The 25,671-nt window shown below is 61.5% G+C and carries 22 protein-coding genes and 2 tRNA genes; 10 read left to right on the forward strand and 14 right to left on the reverse strand.

The genetic code is table 11. From position 1 onward, the window contains the following. Positions 1-154: 154 nt before the first annotated feature. Positions 155-703, forward strand: a complete 549-nt coding sequence (locus tag PGC08_RS08875) for a M48 metallopeptidase family protein (protein ID WP_009883922.1) — start codon at positions 155-157, stop codon at positions 701-703. Here the strand turns inward: PGC08_RS08875 and PGC08_RS08880 are convergent. The 3 genes from PGC08_RS08880 to PGC08_RS08890 are packed head-to-tail and all read right to left on the reverse strand — an operon-like array spanning position 690 to position 2,704. Further along, positions 690-1,259, reverse strand: a complete 570-nt coding sequence (locus tag PGC08_RS08880) for an NUDIX hydrolase (RefSeq protein WP_069600014.1) — start codon at positions 1,257-1,259, stop codon at positions 690-692. The two genes, PGC08_RS08875 and PGC08_RS08880, sit on opposite strands and share 14 nt — an antisense overlap. Continuing rightward, complete coding sequence (locus tag PGC08_RS08885; RefSeq protein ID WP_271709984.1) at positions 1,260-2,318, reverse strand: zinc-dependent metalloprotease; 1,059 nt, start codon at positions 2,316-2,318, stop codon at positions 1,260-1,262. Further along, positions 2,261-2,704 (reverse strand): hypothetical protein, encoded by a 444-nt coding sequence (locus PGC08_RS08890; RefSeq protein WP_271709985.1) that lies wholly within the window; start codon positions 2,702-2,704, stop codon positions 2,261-2,263. The genes PGC08_RS08885 and PGC08_RS08890 overlap by 58 nt, the downstream gene beginning before the upstream one ends. Before the next feature lie 171 nt (positions 2,705-2,875). On the opposite strand from PGC08_RS08890, the gene PGC08_RS08895 reads away from it, so the two are divergent. Together PGC08_RS08895 and PGC08_RS08900 are read left to right on the forward strand one after the other, a co-directional pair. Beyond that, the gene (locus PGC08_RS08895) at positions 2,876-4,015 is read left to right on the forward strand and encodes a YlbL family protein (protein ID WP_009883919.1); all 1,140 of its coding nucleotides are present in this window, start codon (positions 2,876-2,878) and stop codon (positions 4,013-4,015) included. Continuing rightward, a complete protein-coding gene (locus PGC08_RS08900; protein WP_271709986.1) occupies positions 4,015-7,029 on the forward strand; it encodes a UPF0182 family membrane protein in 3,015 nt (1,004 codons plus the stop codon). Before PGC08_RS08895 ends, PGC08_RS08900 begins: the two co-directional genes overlap by 1 nt. A 132-nt stretch (positions 7,030-7,161) precedes the next feature. On the opposite strand, the gene PGC08_RS08905 is transcribed toward PGC08_RS08900, so the two are convergent. The 3 genes from PGC08_RS08905 to PGC08_RS08915 all read right to left on the reverse strand — a co-directional run bounded on the left by PGC08_RS08905 (position 7,162) and on the right by PGC08_RS08915 (position 8,684). Continuing rightward, on the reverse strand, positions 7,162-8,187 hold the full coding sequence (locus PGC08_RS08905) for an ABC transporter substrate-binding protein (RefSeq protein WP_271709987.1): 1,026 nt from the start codon (positions 8,185-8,187) through the stop codon (positions 7,162-7,164). Positions 8,188-8,321: 134 nt separating this feature from the next. Further along, positions 8,322-8,395 (reverse strand) — tRNA-Met (locus PGC08_RS08910). Positions 8,396-8,610: 215 nt separating this feature from the next. Next, positions 8,611-8,684, reverse strand: a tRNA-Met gene (locus PGC08_RS08915). A 188-nt stretch (positions 8,685-8,872) separates the two neighbouring features. Here PGC08_RS08915 and PGC08_RS08920 point away from each other — a divergent pair. Then, complete coding sequence (locus PGC08_RS08920; RefSeq protein ID WP_009883916.1) at positions 8,873-9,421, forward strand: YceI family protein; 549 nt, start codon at positions 8,873-8,875, stop codon at positions 9,419-9,421. A gap of 160 nt (positions 9,422-9,581) precedes the next feature. On the opposite strand, the gene PGC08_RS08925 is transcribed toward PGC08_RS08920, so the two are convergent. The 5 genes from PGC08_RS08925 to PGC08_RS08945 are packed head-to-tail and all read right to left on the reverse strand — an operon-like array spanning position 9,582 to position 14,552. Further along, positions 9,582-10,853, reverse strand: a complete 1,272-nt coding sequence (locus tag PGC08_RS08925) for an aminotransferase class I/II-fold pyridoxal phosphate-dependent enzyme (RefSeq protein ID WP_271709988.1) — start codon at positions 10,851-10,853, stop codon at positions 9,582-9,584. A gap of 43 nt (positions 10,854-10,896) precedes the next feature. Further along, positions 10,897-11,703 carry a histidinol-phosphatase gene (gene hisN / locus PGC08_RS08930; protein ID WP_101638809.1) on the reverse strand — a complete coding sequence of 269 codons (807 nt, stop codon included), beginning with the start codon at positions 11,701-11,703 and terminating at the stop codon, positions 10,897-10,899. 9 nt (positions 11,704-11,712) lie between these two features. After that, positions 11,713-12,744 (reverse strand): ribosome small subunit-dependent GTPase A, encoded by a 1,032-nt coding sequence (gene rsgA / locus PGC08_RS08935; RefSeq protein WP_096160657.1) that lies wholly within the window; start codon positions 12,742-12,744, stop codon positions 11,713-11,715. A gap of 1 nt (position 12,745) precedes the next feature. Beyond that, the gene (gene aroA, locus PGC08_RS08940; RefSeq protein WP_009885384.1) at positions 12,746-14,062 is read right to left on the reverse strand and encodes a 3-phosphoshikimate 1-carboxyvinyltransferase; all 1,317 of its coding nucleotides are present in this window, start codon (positions 14,060-14,062) and stop codon (positions 12,746-12,748) included. Continuing rightward, positions 14,055-14,552 carry a DoxX family protein gene (locus tag PGC08_RS08945; RefSeq protein ID WP_009885383.1) on the reverse strand — a complete coding sequence of 166 codons (498 nt, stop codon included), beginning with the start codon at positions 14,550-14,552 and terminating at the stop codon, positions 14,055-14,057. Before PGC08_RS08945 ends, aroA begins: the two co-directional genes overlap by 8 nt. Before the next feature lie 168 nt (positions 14,553-14,720). Here PGC08_RS08945 and PGC08_RS08950 point away from each other — a divergent pair, with 168 nt between their 5' ends. Then, a complete protein-coding gene (locus PGC08_RS08950; protein WP_371860661.1) occupies positions 14,721-15,359 on the forward strand; it encodes a sigma-70 family RNA polymerase sigma factor in 639 nt (212 codons plus the stop codon). Next, complete coding sequence (rsrA, locus tag PGC08_RS08955; protein ID WP_009885381.1) at positions 15,356-15,628, forward strand: mycothiol system anti-sigma-R factor; 273 nt, start codon at positions 15,356-15,358, stop codon at positions 15,626-15,628. Before PGC08_RS08950 ends, rsrA begins: the two co-directional genes overlap by 4 nt. Before the next feature lie 84 nt (positions 15,629-15,712). On the opposite strand, the gene PGC08_RS19580 is transcribed toward rsrA, so the two are convergent. The 3 genes from PGC08_RS19580 to PGC08_RS08965 all read right to left on the reverse strand — a co-directional run bounded on the left by PGC08_RS19580 (position 15,713) and on the right by PGC08_RS08965 (position 20,237). Then, the gene (locus PGC08_RS19580) at positions 15,713-15,787 is read right to left on the reverse strand and encodes a 50S ribosomal protein bL37 (RefSeq protein WP_373270343.1); all 75 of its coding nucleotides are present in this window, start codon (positions 15,785-15,787) and stop codon (positions 15,713-15,715) included. Between the two features lie 77 nt (positions 15,788-15,864). Next, positions 15,865-16,479 carry a GDSL-type esterase/lipase family protein gene (locus PGC08_RS08960; protein ID WP_009885380.1) on the reverse strand — a complete coding sequence of 205 codons (615 nt, stop codon included), beginning with the start codon at positions 16,477-16,479 and terminating at the stop codon, positions 15,865-15,867. Then, positions 16,476-20,237 (reverse strand): multifunctional oxoglutarate decarboxylase/oxoglutarate dehydrogenase thiamine pyrophosphate-binding subunit/dihydrolipoyllysine-residue succinyltransferase subunit, encoded by a 3,762-nt coding sequence (locus tag PGC08_RS08965; protein WP_009885379.1) that lies wholly within the window; start codon positions 20,235-20,237, stop codon positions 16,476-16,478. The genes PGC08_RS08960 and PGC08_RS08965 overlap by 4 nt, the downstream gene beginning before the upstream one ends. A 101-nt stretch (positions 20,238-20,338) precedes the next feature. On the opposite strand from PGC08_RS08965, the gene PGC08_RS08970 reads away from it, so the two are divergent. The 4 genes from PGC08_RS08970 to PGC08_RS08985 all read left to right on the forward strand — a co-directional run bounded on the left by PGC08_RS08970 (position 20,339) and on the right by PGC08_RS08985 (position 25,626). Further along, complete coding sequence (locus PGC08_RS08970) at positions 20,339-21,796, forward strand: GuaB1 family IMP dehydrogenase-related protein (protein WP_009885378.1); 1,458 nt, start codon at positions 20,339-20,341, stop codon at positions 21,794-21,796. Between the two features lie 131 nt (positions 21,797-21,927). Continuing rightward, positions 21,928-23,256 carry a hemolysin family protein gene (locus tag PGC08_RS08975; RefSeq protein WP_096147165.1) on the forward strand — a complete coding sequence of 443 codons (1,329 nt, stop codon included), beginning with the start codon at positions 21,928-21,930 and terminating at the stop codon, positions 23,254-23,256. Then, positions 23,256-24,311, forward strand: a complete 1,056-nt coding sequence (locus tag PGC08_RS08980) for a hemolysin family protein (protein ID WP_029417822.1) — start codon at positions 23,256-23,258, stop codon at positions 24,309-24,311. Before PGC08_RS08975 ends, PGC08_RS08980 begins: the two co-directional genes overlap by 1 nt. 277 nt (positions 24,312-24,588) lie before the next feature. Then, positions 24,589-25,626 carry a M15 family metallopeptidase gene (locus PGC08_RS08985; protein ID WP_069600023.1) on the forward strand — a complete coding sequence of 346 codons (1,038 nt, stop codon included), beginning with the start codon at positions 24,589-24,591 and terminating at the stop codon, positions 25,624-25,626. Positions 25,627-25,671: the final 45 nt, after the last annotated feature.

Consider the following 25,671-nt stretch of genomic DNA (forward strand, 5'->3'; position numbering starts at 1 on the left):
AGAGTGAAAGCGTAGGTCACTTCCGCTTCCCCTGCTAGCAACGCACGATCCGTCCTGTGGACAGCCTGTTGATTAAGGTGAAATATCGATACTCAGCAAACTCACAAGAAGAGGCCGGTGAATCTGCCGGCGTCGAATTTCCTATGATGGGTGTGTGGTGACTCAACAGCGATGGACCGAAGAGGACGTACTGCGGGCGATCGCCCGTGGGGAGATCGAAGTGCGCCGTTCGGCACGTCGGAAGAAGACCATCTCGGTCTCAAAGGAATTGGGGACGTATGTGCTCAGCACGCCGGTGAGATACAGCGTGGAGCACAACATCAGGTCGTTGACCAATCTGTTCAATCGGCTGGCGGCCAGGGACCATTCATCGGCGGAGGACCTCGTCGGATTGGCAGAGGAGATGAGCCGACGCTACTTCGATGGCCGCCTGCGTCCCCAGTCGATCAGATGGGTGACGAATCAGAACATCAGCCGCTGGGCATCCACAACGACCTCGTCAGGTGATATTCGGGTCTCCCACCGCCTGCAGGCGGTGCCTCGTTGGGTCTTGGAGACGGTCATCGTCCATGAGCTCGCTCACCTGCAGATCGGACCGCATTCCAAGGCCTTTCATGAACTGGCCGACAGACATCCGAGACAGGCAGACGCGAAGCACTATCTTGAAGGCTTCAGCGCGGGGGAGCAGTTCAGCCGCGGTTGATGTCGCTGACCTGCCGCGACTCCACAGCTGCCCGGTAGAGCTTCGGCAGACGGACCACGAGATCAGGCATTAGCGATGCCGGCAGAGAAGTCAGCGGGAACCATTTCACCGCCAAGGACTCCGCCGAGACCGTAGGGGCCTGGTTCACGGAGGCGAATGCTGCGAAGACCACATCGAAGTGGCGTTCGCACGCACCGAACGAAGCCGACAGGTCATGGACATGAAGGTCGATCGGGGTGGGGGAGAACCAAGACAGGTTGCTCAGTCCGCTTTCCTCCGTGGCTTCTCTGTGCGCGGCGGAGCACAGGCTGTCATCCTCGGGCTCGAGATGCCCGCCGAATTGGCCCCAAAGATCAGCCTTGCGGTGGTGGTTGAGGAGCACGGACTCGGTGTCGGGATCGATGACCAGACAACTGGCCGTGACATGCTCACCACCTGCATCGCGCCGCAGCGCGGCATCGCCGACAGTGGAGAACAAGTGGTCGAAGTCGCGCGTGAAGCCGGTTGCAGTCGGCGCAGCTCCAACCTCGGCGCGGGCGGTATCGAGACGAATCATTCAGCTCTCGCCGCGGCCGCCGGTACCATCACTGTCATCTGTGCCCTCATCGCCATCGGATTCCGAGCCGGATTCCGACTTGGAATCGGAGCCCGAGTCGGAGCTGGATTCGGAGGTCTCAGTTCCTTCGATTCCCTCGTCGAGAATGCGGCTCAGCGCCTCGTCGAGTGTCGATTCGCTGGTCCATTCGGCGTGACGACGCTCCGAGTAGCCCAAGGGATCATCGAGATCCTGTGTCGTCGGCAGAAGGTCGGGGTGTGAGAACACCTTGTCTCTGGCCTCGGTGCCGCCCTGAGTTTCGAGATACCCGAAGAGTGCGGCAGCATCGCGCAGACGCCGGGGGTTGAACTCCAGGCCCACCAGGGTCGAGAACGTCTTCTCGGCCGGACCTGCAGTAGCCCGGCGGCGGCGCAGCGCCTCCCGGATCTGATCGCGTCCTGGGAGATGCGCACATGCCGAATAGACGACCACGTCGACCCATCCTGCGATGACGGCAAGGAGGTTCTCCAGATTCGTCAGTGCCTTCTTCTGATCTTCAGTGGTCGGAGGGTTGAACAGCCCCTGACGGATGTTGTCACTGAGGTCGGAGATGTTGGACGGGTCGATCTGAGTCGCCATGTCCTCGATCTGAGAAGTATCGACCTTCAGGCCCTGTGCATAGCGAGTCAGTGCAGTCTCGACCTGGGCGCTCAACCATGGGGCGCGCTCGAACAGCGCAAGATGCGCAAGCTCTTGGGCTGCGAGGAAGATGCGAACCTCAGACGCATCGACATCGATCTCCGAGGCGAACTTCTCCACATTGGTCTCCACGAGGACCGCTGTGTCATGAGGCAGAAGTGGCAGACCCACCTCGGTGCCGGTGAGAACGCTCTCCGACAATGCGCCCACGGCCTGTCCGATCTGCATCGCGAACATCGAGTCACTCATCGAACCGAACATCGACGAGGCACCGGCGAGGATGCCCTTCATCTCCGCTGGAACCTGAGTCTCGAGGGTCTCTGTCAGGGCAGAGGACATGTTCGCCTTGATCGGGAGCACGAACTTCTGCCATCCGGGCATCGTCTCGCTGACCCACTCCGCGCGGTGACAGTGCGGGCCGTGCGATTGGACACGGAGAACTCGGTCGCTTCGGCCAGCCACAGCTCAGCCAGACGGAAGGCATCAGTCGTGGCTTTCACCGCTTCGTCTCCCACAGCGGGATCAGGACTCGGAACCGACTTCTGAGCGATCGATGTTGCCTGGGCCTGGGGATCGGCACCCTGCCCGAAGAGACCCTGCATCTGGTTCATGATGGTTGACATCATCGCCGGGTCGATCTGAAAGCCCTGCGGACCTGCATTGCCGTACTTGTCCTCGCCCTGACCGGAGCCGGGACCATTCGCTCCGAAGAGCATTCCGAAGATCTGTTCGAACGGATTCTGCTCGTTGTTGTTGTCGTCGCTCATTTTCTCAATGCCCCCAAGAATCGGTTTGTCTTCTACGTTAACGGTTCCGGATGTGGGAAGCTTCCCAATTCCGGGAGGTTTCGGAGGATGTTCGCACCAGGCGAAAGGAGTCTGTGAAACTCACGGTCAGGTTTCAACTAGACTGGTGGGGCGGTGCAGCGAAAGGAACACATGACAGATAATGCCCCTCGGGCCGTGCCGGTGCCCGCAGCACCGATGCGTGGCGAAACTCGACGACGCGCTCCACGTCTGACCACGACTTCAGGGGTCATGACATATATCCTCATCGCTCTTGCAGTTCTACTGCCAGTTCCATACATGTTGCAGCTGCCCGGACCCGTGTTCAACACTCTCGGTGACTATCAGGGTAAGCCCATGATCGATGTCTCCGGCGCCAAAACCTACCCGACCGATGGCCGTATCGACATGCTCACCGTGGCCGTGAGCGGCGGTCCGGGGCGTGACACCTACGCTTCTCAGGCACTGGGCGCTCTGCTCCACGGCAAGGAGACAGTCATCCCCACCGAGGCCTACTATCCTCTGGACACGACGCGTGAGGACGTGACCGCTTCGAACGCAGTGGAGATGTCTTCCAGCCAGGATGTGGCCGTGGCCGCAGCGATGGAACAGCTCGACAAGCCGTACAAGGTTCATCTCCTCGTCGGCGACGTGGTTCCCGATTCGCCCGCCGAGGCGGAGCTGCGCAAAGATGATCGCATCATCTCCGTCAATGGGAAGAAGCTGGACTCCGATCCGGCAGCAGCGCAGATCATGAGCGAGACGGTCCAGTCCTCCGATTCCGTGGACCTCGTCGTCGAACGCGGCGACAAGGAAGTCGATGTCGCGTTGAAGCCGGCAACGATCGATGGGCGCAAAGCCATCGGCATCAGCATGAAGCAGGACTTCGAATTCCCCGTCGACGTGGCATTCAACGTCGAAGGCATAGGCGGTCCCTCCGCCGGCACCATGTTCGCATTGGCGATCGTCGACGAACTCACCCCCGGTGCCATGACCGGTGGAAAGCACGTGGCAGGAACCGGGGAGATCGATCCTGCAGGAAATGTGGGGCCCATCGGTGGTGCCCGACAGAAGGTAGCAGCCTCGACGGCGAAGGGAGCCAAGCTCTTCCTCTCGCCCGCAGACAACTGTGCAGAGGTCATCGAAGCTGCCGATCAGTCCAAAATCACGGTGGCACGCATCGACACGCTCGATGACGCGCAGAACGCCGTGGAGCAGTACGCAGCCGGAGACACCTCGAACCTCAAGAAGTGTTCAGCCGGCGGCGCCGACAACAACGAGAAAGGGCAGTAGTGAGCTCTCCGTCCTCACCCACCTCCGCACGAATGCCGACGAACCGGCCCAGACGTTCGCCCCTGTTGCTCACTCTCGTGTCGGTGGCGATTCTGCTCGTCGCCTTCATCGCGTTCACACAGGTGTACACCGAAGTCCTGTGGTTCAAGCAGATCGACGCCTCGCAGGTGTTCCGCACTATGTGGTTCACTCGTGGCCTGACCTTCTTGGCTGGGTTCATCGTCATGGCCGTTCCCGTGTGGCTGAGCCTGCATCTGGCCTTCCGCAGCCGCCCGGTATACGCTCCGACGACTCCGCGACAGGAGAACCTCGACCGGTACCGTGAAGCGATCGAACCCCTGCGCAAGGTTGCGACATTCGCGATCCCAGCGGTGGTCGGTGTGCTCAGCGGAATCACCGCCTCGGCGCATTGGAACACTGTCCTGCAGTGGATGAATTCCACGTCCTTCGGCTCGAAGGATGCCCAGTTCGGGATGGACAAATCCTTCTTCGTCTTCGTCCTGCCGGGCCTGCGGCTCATCGGCGACCAGGTGGGGATGGCGATCCTGCTCTCTCTCGTCGCTGCTCTCGTCGGGCACTATCTCTTCGGCGGCATTCGGCCAGGCGAGCAGAAGGGCGTCATCCTCACGAAGACAGCCCAGTGGCAGTTGGGAATCACAGTTGCGGCTCTGATCCTGGTGCAGGCAGGTCGACTGTGGGTTGCCCGCTATGAGCGGCTGACGGGCACCACCGGCATCGTTCCGGGTGTGACCTACACCGACGACAGGGCGGCACTGCCAGCCATGGCCATCGTCGCAATCGCAGCGGTGCTCGTAGCGTTCCTGTTCGTCTACACGGCGTGGAAGGGCAACTGGCGTATCTCGCTCATTGCGACTGCCACGCTCATCGTCCTCGGCGGCATCTCGATCATCGCCTACCCCGCGCTGGTTCAGCAGTTCCAGGTCAGCCCGTCCCAGCAGAGCCTGGAGTCGGAATACATTCAGCACAACATCGATGCGACTCGTGACGGCTTCGACTTCGAAGACATCGACGTGACCCCCTATGAACCGAGCACGACCGGTGAGAAGGGCGCATTGCGTGCGGACGCCGAGACTGCTGCGTCGATTCGTCTGTTGGATCCGAACCTGGTTTCGGATACATTCCGCCAGCTGCAGCAGGTCAGGCCCTACTACTCCTTCCCTGAGCAGCTCGACGTCGATCGCTATAACATCGACGGCGATATGCGCGATACCGTGATCGCGGTGCGCGAACTGGCTCCGGACTCGGTGAACAACCAAAGCTGGTACAACCGCGCGATCGTCTACACTCACGGGTTCGGTGTCGTTGCCGCCAACGGCAACCAGCGCAGTCCTGATGGTGAGCCGCTGTTCATGGAATCCGACATCCCGCCTAAGGGAGAATTCCCCGAATACGAGCCGCGTGTGTACTTCGGCGAGAGTTCACCGGACTACTCGATCGTCGGCGGTGCGAAGGACGCGACTCCTCGAGAGCTCGACTACCCCTCCGATGAGGACAGCGGTTCGGGCCAGGTGAACAACACGTTCACCGGCGACGGCGGTCCATCTGTGGGAGGCCTCTTCAACCGACTGGCCTATGCACTCAAGTATCAGGATGAGCAGATCCTGCTCTCTGACGCTGTCAACGAGAATTCTCAGATCCTCTACGAGCGCCACCCACGTGAGCGCGTGCAGAAGCTGGCACCGTTCCTCAAGATCGACGGCGACCCCTATCCCGCTGTCGTCGACGGCAAGATCAAGTGGATCCTCGACGGTTACACGACGGCGAAGGACTACCCGTATTCGACCCCTCAGCCTCTGCAGGAGGCTACCGAGGATTCGGTGACGGCGACCGCGCCGAACGCCGTGGCCACACTTCCGGATGAAGAGGTCAACTACATCCGGAACTCGGTCAAGATCACGGTCGACGCCTATGACGGCTCGGTCGACATGTTCCAGTGGGACAAGGAAGACCCCGTCCTCAAAACGTGGATGAAGATCTTCCCAGACCTCATCAAACCGTCCTCCGAGATGTCGGGCGACCTGATGAGCCACGTACGGTATCCCGAAGACCTGTTCAAGGTGCAGCGTGATCTGCTCACGAAGTACCACGTGACCACAGCCAGTGAGTTCTACACCGGCCAGGACTTCTGGACCCTGCCGACGGATCCGACGAAACAGGCCAACAGCGGCCTGACTCAGCCTCCCTTCTACATGACCCTGCAGATGCCGGGGCAGAAGAATCCGTCCTTCTCCCTGACAAGTTCCTATATTCCGGCACGGTCTTCTGAAGGACAGGCCCGGAACAACCTGACCGGGTTCCTCTCAGCTGATGCTGACGCCGGCAGTTCCAAGGGCGAGGTGGCAGACGGCTACGGAAAGCTGAGGCTTCTGCAGCTTCCGCGTAACACGACGGTGCCCGGCCCCGGGCAGGCGCAGAACAACTTCAACACTGCTCCCGATGTGCAGCGCAGCCTCAACCTGCTGCGTCAGGGTGAGTCTGAGGTTCAGAACGGCAACCTGCTGACTCTGCCTGTCGGCGGCGGTCTGCTCTACGTCCAGCCCGTCTACGTCCGGTCCGCCGGCGATACGTCCTACCCGCTGCTTCAGCACGTGCTGGTGGCCTTCGGTGAGGACATCGGATTCGCTCCGACCCTTGACGAGGCTCTCGACCAGGTCTTCGGCGGCGATTCCGGCGCCAAGGCCGGTGACGCAGGCACCGAGGACAGCGGTGCTGCAGGTGAGTCCGGTGGGTCAAGCAGCGGAGGCGACTCCGCCGCGGCGCCGAAGGATGACCAGAACCTCAATGAGGCGCTGCAGGAAGCCAAGAAGGCAATGGAGGATTCCGATGCAGCCCTCAAGGAGGGTGACTTCGAGGAGTACGGTAAGGCCCAGGACCGTCTGAAGAATGCGATTGAAGATGCGGTGGCAGCCGATCCTTCACTCGCCGAGGATGGTTCGAAGGATGGGGCGTCTGCTCCAGCCAGTGCTCCGGCTGATGAAAGCGGAGGCAACTGACGCCGGGCAAGGTCGACACTGAATGAGACTCAGGCCTCTGGGATCCGATCGGATCCCAGAGGCCTGAGTCATCTGTTCAACGGCGGTATTCGGGCCTGAGCGCGGGGGAGCGGCCGATCTGCCGTGAAGTGTTCAGTTCGCGAAGTGGCCTTCGAGGTCATCGACGATCTGGCCGGCTCCGATGGGGCCCAACCCGAGGAACCACACATCGTCGTCGACGCGGAAGGCCCTATCGTCCTCTACGGCCGAGAGACTCTTCCACTGGCTGCCGGAAAGCGCCGCAGTCTCACCGGTGGCATCAGGGTCGCCGTAGCTGGTGTAGAAGACATAGTCGCCACCGGCCTGATCGAGGTTCTCTGGGGAGATCTCGACTGCGAGCTCTTCGACGTCCTGTGCTTTCGGGCGAGCAAGTCCTGCGTCGTCGAGGATGACTCCGATGAGCGATTTATTGCCGTAGAGTCGCAGGCGCTGCGGCATGAAACGCACCAGTGAGATCGTCGGGTTGCCTTCGACTCCAGCATCGAGTTCGTCGGTGGCCGTGGCGTAGCCGTTGAGCACGTCAGTCGCTTCCGTCTCCATTCCCAGAGCCTCCCCGACGAGCATGAAGTTCTCTTTCCAAGGGAAGCCCGGGCGAATCGAGAACACCGTGGGTGCGATGGAATCGAGTTCGTCATAGAGCTGATCGGCGCGCAGCTGACTGCCGAGGATCAGGTCCGGTTCGAGCGCGGCAATCGCCTCCAGATCGAGTTCGTTGATCGTTCCCACCGTGTCGACGCCTTTGACACGGTCGGCCAGATAGGACGGGACGGGGTTTGCTCCCTCGGTCGTGACCATACCGACAGGTGTGATGCCCAGGGAGAGGACATCGTCGAGTTCTCCGGTATCCAAGACGACGACCCGCTGGGGCTTCTCAGCAATATCGGTTGTGCCGTTGGCATGTTCGATCGAACGCGGGAAGGCTCCGGGGTCGGCATCGCTGCCCAGCTTCGCAGTCTCCTCATCCGCGGTGGCAAAGGCCTTGCCACCTGTGGCGACATCCTTTTTGCCTGTGCCCTCATTCTTGTCGTTGTCGGTGCCTGGAGAGCAGGCGGTAGTGAGGAGGAGGACGGACAACGCCGTTGCGGCCATTGCTCGGGCGTGGCGGGAAGAAGAGTTCATAAGGTAAGCATAACCTTCCCATGCGCTGCCCGAGATTCGCGCGCAGCAGGACCGATCGACCTTGTCGTCTGTCACTGAGATTCAATTGAATGAGAAGAACCCCTATCCACTGGATAGGGGTTCTGCCACTTTCGTGGCGGGGGGAGGATTTGAACCTCCGACCTCCGGGTTATGAGCCCGGCGAGCTACCGAACTGCTCCACCCCGCGGCGTTTGATTACTTGGTAAATACTACGTCCTCGCAAGTCAGAAGCATAATCGGCCTGCGATCCGATCGCAGCTGCACGTGATTGGTGCAGCCTTGGCCGTCGGGGACCCAATCGGGGGAAGGCTTGGACGGGAGGGGCCTGACCGTGAGCGGTCAGGCCGGAAAAGAAAAGTGCCACGACATCGAATCAACGATGTCGCGGCACTTTCGCAAACGTGGCGGGGGCAAGATTTGAACTTGCGACCTCCGGGTTATGAGCCCGGCGAGCTACCGAACTGCTCCACCCCGCGTCGTGTTCTTTACTTTACACGAGCAGTTTCCTGCAGGCCAAACCGAAGCCGCGTGACGTCTGCCACATGGACACCTGCCGTTCACCCCGGGTGCCCAAAGTGAAAGAAGTTCGGCAGCGGACTTGCACATGGTTGAAACATAAACTATAGTCATTCCTGTACTTCAAATTTCAACTAAAGGAGAAATCATGACTGCTCTTCCACAGGGACTCACCGCAGGAATCTGGAACATCGACCCCGTGCACTCCGAGTTCACGTTCACCGCTCGCCACGCTGGCGTCTCGAAGGTCCGCGGACACTTCGAAGATATCGCCGGCAGCGTCACCGTCGGTGAGACCCTCGAGGACAGCGTGGTCGCTGCTGAGGCGGACGTCGAATCGATCTCGACCCGCAATCCTCAGCGCGACGGTCACCTCAAGAGCGGTGACTTCTTCGAGGCTGAGAACAACCCCAAGCTGACCTTCAAGTCCACCGGGATCAAAGCCACGAGCAACGATGAGTTCGACCTCGTCGGAGAGCTCACCATGCGCGGAGTGACCAAGGAAGTCACCTTCTCCACCGAATTCAGCGGAGTCGCCACCGACCCCAACGGAAACCAGGTTGCTGGCCTCTCGGCATCGTCCAAGGTCGACCGCAAGGACTTCGGTATGGAGTTCAACGCTGTTCTCGGCGGCGGCGAGCTGCTGGTGTCGAACAAGATCAAGATCGAACTGGAACTCGAACTCGTCAAGGCCTGAATCCTCTGACACTGTCCCGGCGCCTCGGCGCTGAGAAATCGATTCTCGGGCAGGGCTGACGAATAGAGCAGGGGGCGGACCGCAGCAATGCGGTCCGCCCCCTGCTCTATGTTCTTCCGTCAACGCATTCTGTTCCGTGCTCACGGAGCAGAATGGGTGTTCAGGCGCGGACGCGCAGTGCATTCGGGTTGAGTCGCAGCTCGGAGGCGAGCTGGTTGAACAGCTGCGCCCCTCGCTCAACATCGGCAGGCGACTTGCAGAACGAATAGCGGATCGATGATCTGTAGGCAGTGTGTGCAGGTGAGCCCTGCCTGCACAGCGCAGGTACTGGTATTCCGACGAGCGAATAACGTCGGGCCAGCAGCTCATTGAGTGCAAATGCGTCCAGATCTGTCAGAGCCGAGAAGTCGACGACAGTGAAATATCCTGCGGCCGGAGTCGATGCGATGACTCCGGGGACGGCTCGGCAAGCCGGCACTAGTACCTCGGCTCTTTCCTGCAAGGACTTCCGGTTATCGGAAATGAAGGTCGAATCCCCGGTCAGCGTGCGCGCCAGCCCGATCTGCATGGGGCCGCTCGCTGTGAAGGTGAGGAACTGTTTGACCGCTTGAATGGCCTCTCTGACCTCTGGCTCGGCGATGACCCACCCGATCTTCCATCCCGTCGCGTTCCATGATTTCCCGGCTGAGGAGACTGTGACGGCTCGTGCACTGTCCTCAATTGCAACGGCCGGAGGCACATGAGGTGTGTCATCGAGAATCAACTGCTCATACACCTCATCGGTGAGGACCCAGGCATCGGCCTTGGCCGCAGCGTCGCCGATGCGAGCCAGATCCTCTCTGCTGAACATGAAGCCGGTCGGATTGTGGGGTGTGTTGACGAGGATGATCGAAGGGGCGGACTCGGGTGCGGCCACAGCGTCCTCGAAGCAGGCCCAATCAGGTGCGAATCCTCCTTCTCCTGTCGGCAGGATCGGCACGGTGACGAGTGTTCCGCCCGCGGCGGCGATCGCGGCCGGGTAGGAGTCGTAGTACGGCTCGAAAGCGAGAACGGTCCCACCTCGGGGGAGCAGAGCCAAGATCGCTGCGGTGAGGCCCTCTGTCGCCCCACACGTATAGAGCACCTGCTCTGGAGACACCTCTTGGCCGAAATCGTGATGTCGTTGTTCGGCCACGGCCTCAAGCAGTGATGGAAAACCCTGCCCGGGAGCGTACTGGTTGTAGCCTTCCCGCATAGCCTGGGCAGCGGCGTCGATGAGCTCAGGCGGAGCATCGGTGCCTGGTGCTCCCTGTCCCAGATTCACTGCCCCGGTCTGGGCAGCGAACGCTGTCATCTGACCGTAGATCGTTTCGCCGATTGTTCCGTCGGCATTGATCAGGCCGGCTGCATCAGCCATCGAATGCCACAGATCGGCACGCATCACATCGGGCATCTGTCTTCCTCTTCTTCAGCGAATTCTGGGCGGTTGTTCGTACTCAGGCCTGCGCGTCGGTGCGAACCGTCGCGGGCGCGACTCGGCCAAGCCGATCAAGGGCAGATTCGTGCAGCCGGGAGTTGCTGGCGAGAGCGTTGCCGCCGAAGGGACCGTCGATTCCGGCGGTGTTGGTGAAGGTTCCGCCCGCTTCGAGAACGATCGGGACCAGCGCGCCCATATCGTAGAGTTCCAACTCCGGCTCGCAGGCGAGGTCCACTGCTCCCTCGGCCAGGAGCATGTATGAGTAGAAGTCGCCGTAGCCTCGAGTTCGCCACAGGGAATCACAGAGGTCGAGGAACTCATCGAGGACCCCCAGCTGCTTCCACCCTGACAGTGAGGCATAGGACATCGATGCGTCTTCGAGGGAATCGACGGCAGACACGTGTATCTGTCTAGCCGGTTCCCCCAGCGCCGAGGTGAAGGCTCCGTGACCAGCCTCGGCCCACCAGCGGCGGCCCAAAGCGGGCGCTGAGACTACGCCGAGGAGCGGCGTCTGTCCATCGTAGAGCGAGATCAGAGTCGCCCAGATGGGCACTCCTCTGACGTAGTTCTTCGTGCCGTCGATCGGATCGATGATCCACCGCCTCGGCGAGGTTCCGTAGGATCCGAATTCTTCGCCGAGAACGCTGTCATCCGGACGCTCACGCTTGAGCCTGTCCACGATAGCCGCTTCTACGGCCCGGTCGCATTCGGTGACGGGGGTCAGGTCGGGTTTGGTCTCGACGGTGAAATCCTGGGCCACGAAGTGACGGTAGCTGATGGAATCCGCGAGGTCGGCGAGTTCGGTTGCCAGGTCGAGATCGTTCATAGCTCCACCTTATCCAGTCGTGGGCAGCAGCCTGCGCAGTGACTCCAAGCGTGAGACTCCACCAGGGCCCGCCTTGCCGTCGCTGACCCAGGCATCGAGTCGACAGCCCGGTGCGTCTGCCTGATGGGTGCAGCCGCGTGGACACTCTGCAGTGGCCTCGACGAGCTCTGGGAATGCCGAGATCAGCGTGTCCCGATCGACGTGTGCAAGTCCGAAGCTGCGGACTCCCGGGGTGTCGACGAGCCAGCCTCCTCCGTCCAGTGGGAGGCAGATCGCCGAGGACGAGGTGTGTCGGCCGCGCCCGGTCACATCATTCACGTGGCCGGTAGCTCTGTCTGCGCGGGGGACCAGAGCATTCATCAGGGTAGATTTGCCGACGCCGGAGTGTCCGATCAACACGCTGATCTGCCCGTGCAGGCGATCGAAGACAGTTGCATCCGTGAGTCTTCCGTCAGGGCTGAGTCCCGAGGAGATGATCTCGATTCCAGTCGCCGAGAACCGTCGAATGATCTCATCGGCTGGTTTCAGATCGGTTTTGGTGACGATGAGCAGGGGAGTGATCCCGGCATCGAAGGCCGCTGTCAGGGCACGATCGATGAGCCCGAACGAGGGTTCGGGATCTTCTGTTGCGGTGACGATGCCCATGACATCGACATTGGCGACGATCACGCGCTCGGTCGGATCGGTGTCATCGGCGCTGCGGCGCAGCAGAGTGCGTCGCTTCGTGATTTCGACCAGTCGCGCCAGGGAGCCCTTGCTGCCTGAGGTGTCGCCGACGAGTTTGACGATGTCACCAGGGACCACAGCGTCTTTGCGCAGGTGGGAAGCCCTTACTGCCGTAACCCTGGAAGTGGCGGCATTCGACGCGGAGACATCCGTGCCCCTGCCTTCGGCGACGACGACACGATAGCGTCCGCGGTCAACGGCAGTGACGAGTCCCTCGATGGCTGCATCGTGGTTCGGTCTGTTCTTCGTCCGCGGTCTGGAACCGCGTCTGTTCGGCCGAGGACGGTAGTCCTCGTCGCGGTAGATCCGTGACATCTCAGGCCAGCCGACTCAGCATGGCTTCCCACAGCTGGGTGAATTCCGGCAATGTCTTCGCCACGGTGTCGGCGTTTTCGATGACCAGCCCGTCAACGCGGAGTCCCAGAAGGGCACCGGCCATGACCATTCGGTGATCGTTGTACGTATGCCACAACCCGGAGTGTGGATTTGCGCCGGTGATCGTCAGAGACGTCGGCTGCTCAACGACGTGAATGCCGATGGCACTGAGCTCGCGGTGCAGCGCAGAGAGCCGATCAGTCTCATGTCCGCGGAGGTGGCCGATGCCAGTCAGCCTTGAGGTTCCCTCGGCCATGGCTGCCAGGGCGGCAACGACTGGTGTGAGTTCGCCGATGGCGGAGAGGTCGAGGTCGACGGCCTGCAGAACCTTCGGTCCTTGGACCCGGAGACCGTGTCTGTCCAGGGTCACGGTGCCGCCGAATGCTTCGACGATGCTTCGGAACCCATCGCCGGCCTGGGTTGTATGCGCCGGCCAGTCGAGGACGGTGACGTCTCCCTCAGTGGCCAGAGCGGCAGCGACGAAGGCCGCAGCATTGGATAGGTCGGGTTCGACCTGGACATCGAGCCCGCGCGGCAGTCCCGGTTCGACGATCCAGTGTTCAGGTTGCGGTTCTGTGACGTCGACCCCGGCATCGGCGAGGACTTCCAGCGTCATATCGACGTGGGCCCGGCTGGGCACGGTCTCGCCGCGGTTGACGAGTTCGATTCCCAGGGGCATGGCCGGAGCAGTCAGCAGCATCCCCGAGACGAACTGGCTCGAGGCGCTGGCATCGATCTCGAGGTGTCCACCGCGCAGGTGGGACTGAGCGTGGATCGTCATCGGCAGCAGATTGTCTTCTGCAGTGATGGAGACGCCGAGGTGGGTCAGAGCGTCGATGATCACAGACATCGGCCTGACTCTGGCCTGTGCGTCACCGTCGAGGATGACCTCTCGTCCGGTGGCGGCAGCGAGTGGGGGAACGAAGCGCATGACGGTTCCAGCCAGGCCGCAGTCGATGGTGATCGGGGGACCTTCGCGCTGTGCGGAGAAGTCGATGGGTGTGATGTGTAGGCTGCCGTCGACCTCGTCGATGTCGGCACCGAGAGCTTTCAGCGCCTCAACCATGAGCAGCGTGTCACGGCTGCGCAGCCATCCTCGTATGACCGAATTCGACTCAGCCAGTGCAGCAAGGACGAGATAGCGGTTGGTCAGAGACTTCGAGCCGGGAACGCTGACAGTGGCAGTGACGCCGCCACCGGCGACCGGCGCAAGCCAATCGCCGGTGGCGGGTGCGGTGAGATCGGGTGTGTCAGTCAACGCCAAGCGCACTCATCGCTTGCTTGGAGGTGTCTTCGACTGAGGACCAGAGATCTTCAGCAGCATGCTGTGTTCGCCACCAGAGTCCTGGCTTACCTGCCGTGTCGACGCTGGCCAGCAGTGCGCCGCCGAGCATCGAGGTGCGAATCAGCGTGCGCTCAGTGCGTGCCCGCTTGTCGTCCTTCGACGTGGTCTTGTCCGCTGCGATGCGCTCACCGACGGTGTCGAGGAGGTAGGTGCCGACGAGGATCGTGGCACTCACACGCGGGAACCGACCGATGGCCAACAGCGATCCCGCAGCGACCTGAGCCGCTCCGGTGGCGCGTGCCAGGGTAGGAGCATCGATGGGCACATCGATCCGTTTGCGCGCCATATTGAGCAGCGGGCCGATCGATGCGGCCGCAGCTTCTGGTCGACGCAGACGGTCGACGCCGTTGCTGATGTAGCCGGCGGCCAGCATGGGCCGTGCGAGGAATCTGATTGGAGACACTATGGTCCTTCCTACGTGTCGGGCATCTCACTGGCAAGCATAACGGTTGTCCGGGAATAGTGGGGGCTCGCCCCGGTGTTGAATCAGAGAATACGCACCGGTGAGGGTCAGCCTGGCCGGTGTCGAGTCGATAGGCAGAAGGAGAAGTCTGTGAACGCCACTGCCGTCCTGGAGAGAACGGGCGTACCATTGACTACGATGACCGAATCAGTCAAAGAAGTCCCCGAGACCAAGGCCGAGCGTTCGGCCCGTTTCGAGCGTGACGCTCTGGAGTATCTCAATCAGCTCTACGCAGCTGCGCTGCGGATGACCCGCAACCCTGCCGATGCCGAAGACCTCGTTCAAGAGGCGTACGCGAAGGCCTATGCGGCGTTCCATCAGTACAAGCCGGGAACCAACCTCAAGGCATGGCTGTACCGGATTCTCACGAATACTTTTATCAACAACTACCGGAAGAAGCAGCGGCAGCCGCAGGAACACGGCGGTGAGGATATCGAGGACTGGCAGATTGCCCAAGCGGCGAGCCATTCCTCCTCGGGTGGTCGCTCAGCGGAACTCGAGGCCCTTGATCATCTTCCGGACTCTGATGTCAAGGATGCGTTGTCGGAGCTGCCTGAAGACTTCCGCATGGTTGTCTACTATGCCGATGTCGAAGGTCTGCCCTACAAGGAGATCGCTGAGATCATGGATACACCCATCGGCACCGTGATGTCGCGTCTGCACCGTGGTCGGCGTCAGCTGCGAGACATGCTGGCAGACTATGCAGCCGATCGTGGCTTCTCCAAACCTGTGGGAGGTGCAAAATGAGCGATGAATGCTGTGAGAACGTGCGCGCTGAATCTCTGATGCGCATCTATCACTATCTTGACGGTGAGCTGACGACGACAGAGATCCGAGAGATCTCTGTGCATCTCGAACAGTGCCCGTCGTGTCACGACGAATATGAGATCGAAGCTCTGCTCAAGGAACTGGTGCGCAGGTCCTGCAGTCGGGAGCAGGCGCCGATGGGTCTGCGGGAGAAGATTCGCCAGCGGATCGCCACCGAACAGACGGTGTGGCCGGGCGCCGGAGCCTGATCGCCTGATAGAGGCAGCAGAAGAGGGCGGGGAGAATGATCATTCTCCCCGCCCTCTTCTCATGTCCTGATTGATTCGAAAGAATCAGCCGTTCGGACGCTTACCATGGTTCGCGTTGGAACGACGACGGTCGTGACGCTTGCGGCTGCGCTTGCTCATAATTACAACTCCTTCGCTAGATGCTTCATTCTTTCATGACCACTGTGCCTGGGCAAAGTGTCGCTGCTCGACGGTGTTCAGGAATCGCCCATGGCGTCCTGGACTCCCAGCCATGGGAACCAACCACGGTGCAACACCAGCCACGCGAGGAGACCGTAGCCTTCCTGAGCCGGAAGATGGTCTCGCGAGGATGAGATCTCACGCTGCCACACGGGATGACCCAGCAGCGGGGTGAACGTATCGACATAGGCGATGCCCCGTCGTTTTGCGACATCTGAGAAGCTCGTGTTGAGTTCAGCGATCCCGCGGTTTCGGTCGGAGTTGTACTCCGGGGGAGGACCGATGACGAAGGCCGACACCTTCCGGGCCAACGCCTCGTCGAGCACGTTGGCGACATCGAGCCGGGCCCGGGCAACGGACCGACCGGAATCGAGATCGCCGGAACCTAAAGCCAGCACCAGGCGATTGTCGCCGTCGGAGGTGAACCTCAGAGACGCCTCGGCGATGGTGCGAGCATGCAGACCTGAGGAGTCCTCGTGCGGAACTGCCAGAGGAAAAACTCTGAGATCGGGCAGGCTGGGAAGCGTCCTGGCGGTGACACGTCCTACCCACCCGAGGCCACGGCCATCACCGTGACCGGCGACCAGAGGGCCGCCGACCACAGCAACGGTCGTCGGAGTCACGGAGCTCACCGGCGGAAGATCCTGTCGATGACTTCCTGCTGCTGGACTTCATGGACATGCTTGAGTCCGGTAGCAGTGGCAGCCGATGCTGGGCGTGAGATCACGGAGATCTCACGATCGCCCAGGAGCTGCGGCATGTTCAGTGCCATGAACGGCCAAGCGCCCTGGTTCTCAGGTTCTTCCTGGGCCCAGACCAACTGTGCACCGGCAGGGTACCGCTCGAGCAGAGCCTTGATGGAGTCCTCGTCGAGGGGGTAGAGCTGTTCGACGCGGACCAGGGCCGTCTTCTTGTCTTCGCGCTTGTCGCGCTGCGCCAACAGGTCCCAGTAGAGCTTGCCGGAGACCATCACGACGCGGTCGACCTGATCGGGATCGACGACGGAATCATCGATGACGGGCTGGAACGTTCCCGAGGTGAAGTCCTCGGGTGAGTTCGCAGCGGCCTTGAGTCGGAGCATCGACTTCGGGGTGAAGACGATGAGCGGACGCTTGTTCGTCGTCATCGCGTGACGGCGCAGCAGGTGGAAGTACGATGCGCCATTCGACGGCAGTGCCACCGTCATGTTCGACTCGGCGCACAGCTGCAGGTAGCGCTCGATGCGAGCCGAGGAGTGGTCGGGTCCCTGTCCCTCGTATCCGTGAGGCAGGAGCATGACGACTCCGGAGTTCTGCTGCCACTTCTGCTCTGAGGACGAGATGAATTCGTCGATCACAGACTGAGCACCCTGAGCGAAGTCACCGAACTGGGCTTCCCAAGCGACCAGGGCGTCCTTGCGCTCGACCGAGTAGCCGTACTCGAAGCCGACCGCAGCGTACTCGCTGAGCAGCGAGTCGTAGACCCAGAACCGTGCCTGCTCGTCACTGAGGTTCTGCAGCGGTGTCCACTCGTTGCCGTTGACGGCATCGATGAGCACCGAATGACGCTGCACGAAGGTGCCGCGACGCGAATCCTGACCGGCGAGCCGAACAGGAATCCCGTCCATGAGCAGCGACCCGAAGGCCAAGAGCTCCGCGAAGCCCCAGTCGATGCCGCCCGACAGCGACATCTCCTTGCGCTTCTCCAGGAGGGCGCGCAGCTTCTTGTGGATCGTGAAGTTCTCGGGAACATCGGCGAAGGTCTGACCGATGTGCTGCAGAGTCTCCGAGCTGATTGCCGTCTCGGCGTTGTTGTATGCCTCGATGTCGCTGGGCACGTGTGGTGCGTTGAATGCATCGCCGTCGTAGGATCCGGTCTCGGCTTCCTTGGTTTCGGCGAACGCCGATTCCAGCTTCGACTGGTAGTCCTTGAGGGCTTCGCTCGCCTCGGCGTCGGTGATGCACTTTCTGCCCACGAGCGACTCGGTGTAGAGCTTGCGCACCGAGCCCTTCTTCTCGATGAGGGAGTACATCAGCGGCTGCGTCATCGATGGGTCGTCGCCCTCATTGTGTCCGCGACGGCGGTAGCAGACGAGGTCGATGATGACGTCGCGGTTGAATTCCTGACGGTACTCGAACGCGAGTCGTGCGGCCCGCACGACGGCCTCGGGATCATCGCCGTTGACGTGGAAGATCGGGGCGTTGATCGACTTCGCGACGTCGGTGCAGTAGAACGACGAGCGAGCTGAGGCCGGAGGCGTGGTGAAGCCGACCTGGTTGTTGATGATGATGTGGATGGTTCCACCGGTGCGGTAGCCGCGCAGCTCCGAGAGGTTGAGCGTCTCGGTCACGACTCCCTGACCGGCGAATGCCGCGTCACCGTGGACGAGGACGGGGAGGACGGTGTATCCGGCCTCGCCCTGGTCGATGAAGTCCTGCTTGGCGCGCACGATCCCCTCGAGGACCGGATCCACGGTCTCAAGATGGCTGGGGTTGGCGGCGACGTAGACATCGGTGGAGTTGCCGGCGGGGGAGGTGAAGGATCCTTCGGTGCCCAAGTGGTACTTGACGTCGCCGGAGCCCTGGACGCTGTCCGGGGACATGGTTCCGTCGAACTCCCGGAACATCTGCGCGTAGGACTTGCCTGCGATGTTGGTGAGCACGTTGAGACGTCCACGGTGGGCCATGCCGATGGCGACCTGTTCCATGCCGGTGTCTGCCGATTGGTTGAGCACCTCGTCGAGGAGGACGATGGCTGATTCGCCGCCCTCGAGGCTGAAGCGCTTCTGTCCGATGTACTTCGTCTGCAGGAAGGTCTCAAACGCTTCGGCTGCGTTCAGACGGCCCAGGATGTGGCCCTGCTCGGAGCGTGTGAGCTCCTGGTGGGGTACCTCGATCTTGGCCTGGAACCAGCGACGCTGCAGCGGATCGGCGATGTGCATGTACTCGAAGCCGATTGTGCGGCAGTAGCTCTCGCGCAGGAGGCCGAGGATGCTGCGGAAGGGCATCATCGGCTTGGCGCCGAAACCACCGGTGGGGAACTCGCGTTCGAGATCCCACAGGGTCAGACCGTGCTGATTGATGTCGAGGTCAGGGTGTGAGCGCTGCCGGTAGACGAGCGGGTCGATGTTGGCCATGAGGTGGCCGCGTGTGCGGTAGGCATCGATGAGCTCGATGACGCGCGCGGTCTTGTTGACATCGTCCTGATCTTCGGCAGAGACGTCGGGGACCCAGCGCACGGGCTCGTAGGGCAGACGCAGCGATTCGAAGACATCGTCGTAGAAGCCGTCCTCACCGAGGAGGTAGCCGTGGATGAGCTTGAGGAACTCACCGGAGCCTGCGCCCTGGATCACGCGGTGATCATAGGTGGAGGTCAGCGTGAGCACCTTGGACACAGCCAGCTTGTTGATGGTGTTCTGGCTGGCACCCTGGAACTCTGCCGGGTAGTCAAGCGCTCCGACGCCGATGATGCAGCCCTGGCCCTTGGTCAGACGCGGCACTGAGTGCACGGTTCCGATTCCACCGGGGTTGGTCAGTGAGACAGTGGTGCCCGCGAAGTCATCAGCGGTGAGTTTTCCCTGCCGTGCCTTGTCGACGAGACCGTCGTAGGCGTCGACGAACTGGCGGAAGGTCAGGGTTTCGGCCTTCTTGACGTTCGGCACCAGGAGGGTGCGCGACCCGTCCTTCTTCGGGACGTCGATCGCGAGACCGAAGTTGATATGCGCGGGGGAGACCATGACCGGCTTGCCGTCGCGGATGTCATAGGACACGTTCTGCGAGGGGAAGTTCTGCAGCGCACGGATGACGGCGAAGCCGATGAGGTGGGTGAAGGAGACCTTTCCACCGCGGGTCCGCTTGAGATGGGAGTTGATGACGATGCGGTTGTCGATGAGAGCCTTCGCCGGCAGTGCTCGCACGGACGTGGCCGTGGGAACCTCGATCGAATCGTCCATGTTCTTGGCGATCAGCTTCGCCGGACCGCGCAGCGGAGTGACGGTCTCTTCGGGAGCCGGCTTGGGCTCGGTATCCTTCACGACGACCTTCGGCACGGACTTCGTCTCTGCCTTCAGGGTCTCGGTCTGAGCCGAGGAAGGGGAGACTCCGCGGGGACTGTCATCTGGCACGGTGTCTGCCTTCGAATTGGCAGACTTGTCTGCGGATTTCGCGGCGGCCTTGGGCGCTGCTTTGGAGTTTGACTTCGCAGCCGGCTTGGCGCTGGACTCTGCGGCGGGTTGGGCCTTGGCAGTCTTCGCTGCTGCTCCATCCCCGTTCTTTTCGTACTTGTCGAAGAACGGCCACCATGACTGGTCGACGGAGTTCTTATCGGACTTGTACTGCTCATACAATTCCTCGACCAACCACTCATTCGACCCGAAGTCGTCGACGGTGCGGTTCGGAGTATTGACGGACACGGCGTTGATCGCCTACTTCCTGATTCAAGAATTGCTGCTTAACGACATCTCCAGCCTAACGCGATGTGCCCACGTATGTCCGCATAGGGGACAATAGTGTTATGCGTTTCATCTCAAATGACCCGAATAATGATCTGACCTACTCGGATGTGTTCCTGGTTCCGAACTCGTCCTCACTGACCTCACGCTTCGACGTCGACCTGTCGACGACCGATCCGACAGGCTCGACAACGCCGATCGTGGCCGCAAATATGACCGCCGTCTCCGGACGTCGGATGGCAGAGACGATGGCCCGCCGAGGCGGTCTTGCCGTATTGCCGCAGGACATTCCTTTGAGCGCGGCTCAGGACACCATCAAATGGGTGAAGGGGCGGGATCGCGTCTTCGATTCGGCGCTGCGCTTCTCCCGCGACGACACTGTGCTGAGCGCCTTGCACGTTCTGGCCAAGCGCGCCCACGGCTTCGGCGTCGTCGTCGACGAGGCCGGCAAGCTCGAAGGGGTGATCGATTCAGCGAACCTCAAGGACGTCGACCGGTTCACCTCGGTGTCCGAACTCCTCGAGGCGACACCGCATGTGATCAGGTCCACAGAAGTCGACTGGTCAGACGACGCACAGCTGGAGTCGCTGTTCGAGACCATGAACGAGTCCAGGACACCGTTCGCCGCCGTGGTCGATGATGAAGACAGAGTGCTGGGGTCGCTGACTCCCAAGTCGCTGCTGCGGTCGTCGATCTACGCGCCCAACCTCGATGATCAGAACAGACTGAAGATCGCAGTCGCGGTCGGAGTCAACGGCAATGCCGTCGAACGCGCCTCGGCGCTGGTCGCCGCTGGTGCCGATGTCCTCGTCGTCGACACCGCGCACGGGCACCAGGTCAAGATGCTCGATACTCTGAGCTCGATTGCAGCCGCAGACCTGGGAGTGCCCATCGTCGCCGGCAATGTCGTCACTGCTGACGGTGTTCGCGACCTCGTGTCGGCGGGTGCCCAGATCATCAAGGTCGGAGTCGGTCCCGGTGCCATGTGCACCACGCGCATGATGACAGCAGTCGGCAGGCCGCAGTTCTCTGCGGTTCGCGAATGCGCCGAGGCGGCCCGAGAGTTGGGTGCGCATGTGTGGGCTGATGGGGGAGTGCGCTATCCCCGCGATGTGGCCCTGGCCCTGGCTGCAGGAGCATCGCAGGTCATGGTCGGCTCGTGGTTCGCCGGGACCCATGAGTCCCCGGGAGACCTTCTCGTCGATGGAGAGGGCCGCCGATACAAAGAGAGCTTCGGCATGGCCTCGGCACGAGCAGTGGCGAACAGGACGCGCACCGAGTCTGCCTTCTCCCGGGCACGCAAGGGCCTGTTCGAAGAGGGCATTTCTTCGTCGACGATGTACATTGACCCAGAATCTCCTGGAGTCGAGGACCTGCTCGACGGCATCACTTCGGGCGTGCGCAGCTCATTCACCTATGCAGGAGCCCGCAGTCTCGCGGAATTCGCGGACCTCGCCACGGTCGGCGTCCAGAGTGCGGCCGGATATGACGAGGGCCGACCCTTGTCACGGAGTTGGTAAGATCAAAACATGCACAGTGACAGTCCCAGCCGGCGGGAAGCCGGCGCCCCAGACGACGACCCTCACCCCCTGAGGCTCGATCGCAACACTCACTGTGATCTCCTGACCGTGAACGGCAGGGATCGTCACTGATGGAATGGTTCTACCTCGCGTTAGCGCTGATTCTCATCTGCGGCACTGGCGTCTTCGTCGCTGCCGAGTTCTCTCTCCTCACGCTCGACCGTCACACCGCCGACAAAGCGGTGGAGGACGGTGTCGTCGGAGCTAAGACTCTGCGACGTTCGATGACACACCTGTCCACTCAGCTGTCAGCGGCTCAGGTGGGCATCACAATCACCACCCTGCTGACCGGTTACCTGATGGAGCCGTCCCTGGGCAAGCTTCTGGCACCGGTCTTCGAGTCGTTCGGAGTCAGCCCGGGACTGGCAGCTCCGATCGCCCTGACGATCGCACTGATCTTGTCCACATTCCTGTCGATGATCTTCGGCGAACTTGTACCCAAGAACCTGGCCATCGCGGTGCCCCTGGCGACTGGGCGCATCGCCGCACCGATGCAGTACGTATTCTCCATTGCATTCAAACCTGTCATCAGCGTGCTCAATGGAACAGCGAACAAGATTCTGCTGTCCTTCGGCATCGAACCACAGGAGGAGGGCTCGGTCGGGCGTTCGCCGGAGGAACTCACCTCTCTGGTGCGGCACTCCGCTGAAGAGGGAATGCTCGACGAGCAGACGGCCGATCTTCTCGAACGGACGCTGAGCTTCTCCGAACGCACCGCCGAAGACGTGATGACCCCGCGGACCCGAATGTCATCGGTGGTCAAGGACACTACCGCGCGTGCGATCATCGAACAGGCTCGAGAGACCGGGTTCTCGCGATTCCCGGTCGCCGGAGAAGACAAAGACCATATCGTCGGAGTCGTCCACGTCAAGCAGGCATTCGCCGTTCCGCTGGCGAACCGAGACGATGCATACGCCGGTGGGCTGATGACCGAGGTCACCGAGATTCCCGAAACCCTGCTGCTGGACCCGCTTCTCATGGAGCTCAGGGCCCAAGGGCTGCAGATGGCCGTCGTCGTTGACGAATTCGGTGGCACTGCAGGCGTGGTGACGCTCGAGGACGTGGTCGAAGAACTCGTCGGCGAAGTCGCCGATGAGCACGACCGAATGCGTGTGGCAGCACGACCGGCCCGTGATGGAACGTGGATCGTACCGGGACAGCTTCGCCCCGACGAAGTCTCGTCGACGGTCGGACTCGAGATCCCCGAGGATTCCGACTATGAGACTCTGGCGGGCTTCGTTCTCAAGGAATTGGGCCGAATCCCAGAACCCGGTGATCAGGTCCGCACTGATGACGCACTCATTCGCGTCGAGCGGATGCACGGGCGCCGAATCGAAAGACTGCGGATACTCCTCCGTGCGACCGACGCTGTCGGCTATGAAAAGGGTGGTGACTTCTGATGAGCGCTGATTGGATGGGGCTCGTCTGGCTCGTCGTCCTGCTCTTGGGCAACTCCTTCTTCGTGGCTGCCGAATTCGCGGTGGTCGCAGCCAAACGCTCACAGCTCGAACCCAGAGCTCAGGAGGGTTCGTCCGCAGCCCGCACCGCGCTCTACGCGATGGAGCACGTTTCGGTGATGCTGGCGATCTGCCAGCTCGGAATCACCGTCTGTTCCCTGTTGCTGGGCAACGTCGCGGAGCCTGCGATCCATCACCTCCTGGCAGGACCGCTTGAAGGGCTGGGCATCCCGGCGGGGCTGTCGTCGACGATTTCGTTCATTCTGGCTCTCGGCGTCGTCACCTACCTGCACGTGGTGATCGGGGAGATGGTGCCGAAGAATATGGCTCTGGCGACCTCGGCGCGTGCGGTGATGCTGTTGGCACCACCTCTGGTGTTCCTGTCTCGAGTGTTCGGCTTCGTCATCAAACCGCTGAACGGCCTGGCCAACTCGATTCTGCACCTGTTCAAGGTTGAGGCCCGAGATGAGGTCAACGAGGCGTTCACGATCGAGCAGGTTGAATCGATCGTCGCCGAGTCCAAGCGCGAAGGCCTGCTCACCGACGACACGGGGCTGCTCAAGGGGGCGCTGGAATTCAGCGACAAAACCGCCGCCGACATCATGGTCCCCATGTCCGAGCTGATCACCATTTCCTCCAGCGTGACTCCAGATGAGTTGGTCACCCTGGTCGGAAAGACCGGCTTCTCCCGGTACTTCGTCATCGACGAGGACGGCTACCCGCAGGATTACCTCCACATCAAGGACGTCCTCTACGCCGACAGCAGGCTCGAATACGGCGCGCCGATTCCGGCAAAGCGATTCCGACCTCTGTTCACCGTCACGGCGAGTGACGAGGTGGAAGAGGCTCTGTCTCAGATGCAGAAGGCCGGCATCCACGTCGCCAGGGTCCTCGCTCCAGAGGGCGGCGTGCTGGGTCTGCTGTTCCTCGAAGACGTCTTGGAGGAACTCGTCGGTGAAGTTCAGGACGCCATGCAACGGGGTCGCTACGAATACTGAGCATGATGTCGGGCACAGCTGGAAATAAGACCGTGACACAGGTCATTGAATGGGCTGTTGCTTTGTAACAATATGTTACGTAGCTCGCCGTCCGGGCCCCGGAAATGCCTGCTCCAGGACACCCCGGCGTGATGAAAAACCTATGAAATCGCAGGTCACACGCCGAGTATGAACGGAAAGTGACAATCTGTAACGATGTCGTTATAGTGTTGTGACATAAGGTTTTCGTTCGCCGGGGTACATGGCGGCCGAAATACGGACAACAGTACGGAGTAATATGTCGAGTGAGTCCTCGACCGCAGAGGCGCAACCGGTCCGCCGGCGCGATCTGCGCAAGCAGCACACCTCTTCACGCGTCCCATCCGTCTTTTCCAAGCAGGGTGCGACATCGGTGTCGCAGAACTCGGATCCGACCCCCTCAGCACCACTGTCGCCGCGTCGCGCCGCGATGGCAGCTGAGGCCAGAGCGACCGCCGGTTCGCCGCGCCGGGCCGCAATGGCCAGGGAAGCCGAAGCACGTCCCGATCACGGTGGTTCCGCATTCGTCGCCGCCCGCATGGGCAGCCGCGGATCCGACGGATCACTTCTGCGCTCCGTGCGTCGCCGTCGCGTGACGACCTTCTCAGCTTTGGCCACTGTCTCTGTGACAGGCACTGCGATCGCAGCAGTGATGGTCGCCGGCAACATGAGCGGCAACCAGGAAGTCAAGGTTGACGAGACCGCTGCGGATACACAGACCCGCGCCATCAACTCCGAATCCGTCTCCGCCGACATCAAGGCAGATGACGAGAAGACGAGCATGGCCATCGGCGCACCCAGCGCCAAGCAGACCAAAGTGGAGGCCGCATCGCGTGCCATCACGAAGACCGTGCTGCCCGGATGCGAAGGCGAAGCACCCAAGGGCGACGCTTCGAACGGTGAAGTCCCCGATGAGTGGCTGTGCGAGATCGGCGTCGGCAACCACAAGCTGCGTTCCGACGCTGCTGTGTCCTTCGCGAAGATGAACGCCGCGTTCAAGAAGGACACGGGCAAGGAATTGGCCGTCACCGACTCCTACCGCTCGCTGGAGTCCCAGATCTCCGTCGCCGAACGCAAACCAGGATTCGCCGCTCGTCCCGGCACCTCCAACCACGGCTGGGGCATCGCGCTGGACCTCGGTGCGGGAACTCAGAACGGCACCGGCGTGCAGTACGACTGGCTCGTCGCCAACGCCGATAAATATGGCTGGGAGAATCCCGATTGGGCCCAGCGCAACTCCTATGAACTCTGGCATTGGGAATACGTTCCAGGTCGCAAGGATCTCAAGGGCGCCTGATGCTGACAACCGCGTGCAATCGAGTCTCGATTGCACGCGGTTTCG

This window comes from Brevibacterium sp. BDJS002, from assembly GCF_028201555.1.
Lineage (GTDB): Bacteria > Actinomycetota > Actinomycetes > Actinomycetales > Brevibacteriaceae > Brevibacterium > Brevibacterium aurantiacum.